This is a genomic window from Mesorhizobium sp. M7A.F.Ca.AU.002.02.1.1 (assembly GCF_003998535.1).
Taxonomy (GTDB): domain Bacteria; phylum Pseudomonadota; class Alphaproteobacteria; order Rhizobiales; family Rhizobiaceae; genus Mesorhizobium; species Mesorhizobium ciceri.
In genome coordinates this window covers 1-2,650 of the sequence record NZ_RZPB01000796.1, presented here as the reverse complement: position 1 = coordinate 2,650, position 2,650 = coordinate 1, and the positions used below count along the sequence as shown (strand labels likewise).

The window sequence follows — 2,650 nt, the reverse complement described above, 5'->3', positions numbered from 1 at the left end:
GGTCCAGCCCGACTGGTGCCATTTTTCCCGCCGCGTCGCCCGCTCGCGCCTGCATCGGCTGGCCAAGGATGCCGACGTGCCGTGGGAAGACGAGAAATTCATCTACGTCGCGGCTTCTCGCGACGGCCCCACATCACACCAGGCACGAGTTCTTGCGCCACCGAAATCCGGCTCCGGCAAGGTTCTGCTCAAGCTTTGCCAGGACGACGGCACCGCCACCGAGCGCTTGTTCACCAAGCGCGACGGCGCCGACTTCAAGTTGGCCCGGCGATTGGACTGGGGCGACAGGCTGGACAACATCGCAAAATGAACAGTGCCATTGTTCTTGCTTTGTTCCGACGAGTCAGATAGAGATCCACGCCCTGTCGAGTCAACCGGAATCGGGGCACGCGAATACTCTCCTGTGGACGATTGGTTGTTCCTGTGAACAACGGGCATCAAGGTTCTTTGGTTGGGTAGTGATGCAGAAAGGTCAGCACCGACTCATCACGTTCTGATATCGAAAGGCCGGGATTGAAATCGGGGATATCATGGCAGAGGCAGCGCGAAAATTCGGCGTCGCGGAAACACCGCTTTATCGTGAAGCGCCAAACAACATCGAGGCCGAGCAGGCGTTGCTCGGCGCCATCCTCGTCAACAACGACGCCTTCTACCGCGTCTCTGACTTCCTCAAGGCCAGCCATTTCTACGAGCCGCTGCACCGCAAGATCTATGAGGTGGCGTCCGAGTTCATCCGTATGGGCAAGGTGGCGACGCCGATCACACTGAAAACCTTCCTGCCGGCCGACGAGAAGGTTGGGGACATGACGATGGCGCAATATGTCGTGCGGCTGGCGGTCGAGGCTGTGACCGTCGTCAACGCCACCGACTATGGCCGCGCCATCTATGACCTTGCGACGCGCCGCGCGCTGATCACCGTCGGCGAAGACATGGTCAACATCGCCTATGACGCGCCGGTCGACATGGCACCCGGCGAACAGATCGAGGATGCCGAGCGGCGGCTGTTCGAGCTGGCCGAAAACGGCCGCTACGATGGCGGTTTCGAAAGCTTTTCCGATGCGTTGAAGAATGCCGTCGACATGGCCAGCGCGGCCTATATGCGCGATGGCCACCTGTCCGGCATTGCCACCGGCCTGCGCGATCTCGACCATCGCATGGGTGGCCTGCAGCCTTCGGATTTGATCATCATCGCCGGCCGCCCAGGCATGGGCAAGACGTCGCTGGCCACCAACATCGCCTACAACATCGCTGCCGCCTATGAGCCTGCCCAACAGGCCGACGGCTCCGTCAAGGCGGCCAATGGCGGCGTCGTCGGCTTCTTCTCGCTTGAAATGTCGTCGGAGCAGCTGGCCACCCGCATCATCTCCGAGCAGACCGAGATTCCATCATCGAAAATCCGGCGCGGCGATTTGACGGAAGCCGATTTCGGCAAGCTTGTCGCCTACACGCAGGAGAACCACAAGCGCCCGCTCTACATCGACCAGACGGGTGGTATCTCGATCGCCCAGCTCGCGGCGCGCGCCCGCCGCCTCAAGCGCCAGCGCGGGCTGGACCTGATGGTCATCGACTATATCCAGCTGATGCAGGGTTCATCTGCCAAGGCGTCGCAGAACCGCGTCCAGGAAATCACCGAGATCACCACCGGACTGAAGGCGCTCGGCAAGGAGTTGGGCGTGCCGATCATCGCGCTCTCACAGCTCTCGCGTCAAGTCGAAAGCCGCGACGACAAACATCCGCAGCTGTCCGACCTGCGCGAATCGGGCTCGATCGAGCAGGACGCCGACGTCGTGCTGTTCGTGTACCGCGAGGAATATTACATCAAGAACAAGGAGCCGGAGAAAGGCACGCCCGAGCATCTCGCCTGGGAGACGAAGATGATCGAGGTCCAGGGCAAGGCCGAAGTGATCATAGCCAAGCAGCGCCATGGACCGACCGGCACCGTCAGCCTTGCCTTCCAGGGCGAGTTCACCCGCTTCTCCGACCTCGCCGAGGAGCATCATCTGCCGGAAAGGTTCGAGTGACCTATTGAGACAGGTCCCATTCCTTGGCGCCCCCCTCTGTCCTGCCGGACATCTCCCCCTCAAGGGGGGAGATCGGATGGCATCGACGCTTTCGCCAATTTTTGGCGTTGAAAAGAAGGCGCAAGCGCTGAAGCTGCAAATCTCCCCCCTGGAGGGGGAGATGGCCGGCAGGCCAGAGAGGGGCGCTGCCCCGCCAGCCTGTCACGGCGTGGCTTCCATCTAATGGCCAAGTCGCGCGTCCAATTCATCTGCCAAAGTTGCGGATCGGTGCATCAGCGCTGGGCCGGCAAATGCGATGCCTGCGGCGAGTGGAACACGCTGGTCGAGGAAGGCACGTCCGGCGGCATCGGCTCAGGACCAGCCAACACGCGCAACGCCCGCAAGGGACGCGCCGTGGTGCTGACCACGCTGTCCGGCGATATCGAGGACGCGCCACGCATCATCTCGGGCATTGGCGAACTCGATCGCGCCACCGGCGGCGGGTTCGTGCGCGGCTCGGCGCTGCTGGTCGGCGGCGACCCCGGCATCGGCAAGTCGACGCTGCTCACCCAGGCGGCCGCGGCGCTGGCATCAAAAGGCCACCGCATCGTCTATGTCTCGGGCGAAGAGGCGGTCGCGCAGATCAGGCT

General features: G+C 62.5%; 3 protein-coding genes. All 3 read left to right on the top strand.

Annotation, left to right across the window (positions count from 1 at the left end):
• Nucleotides 1–310, top strand: a 310-nt coding sequence (locus EN879_RS31410) for a small ribosomal subunit Rsm22 family protein (protein WP_245493897.1), incomplete at its 5' end; no start/stop codon positions are given.
• A gap of 220 nt (nt 311–530) precedes the next feature.
• Nucleotides 531–2,021, top strand: a complete 1,491-nt coding sequence (locus tag EN879_RS31405) for a replicative DNA helicase (RefSeq protein WP_013532525.1) — start codon at nt 531–533, stop codon at nt 2,019–2,021.
• Between the two features lie 222 nt (nt 2,022–2,243).
• Nucleotides 2,244–2,650, top strand: a 407-nt coding sequence (locus EN879_RS31395) for an ATPase domain-containing protein (RefSeq protein WP_281034614.1), incomplete at its 3' end; no start/stop codon positions are given.

What these genes read in the sequence shown, in the direction of transcription:
- EN879_RS31405 (WP_013532525.1), top strand. Translation starts at nt 531, where the DNA reads ATGGCAGAGGCAGCGCGAAAATTCGGCGTCGCGGAAACACCGCTTTAT.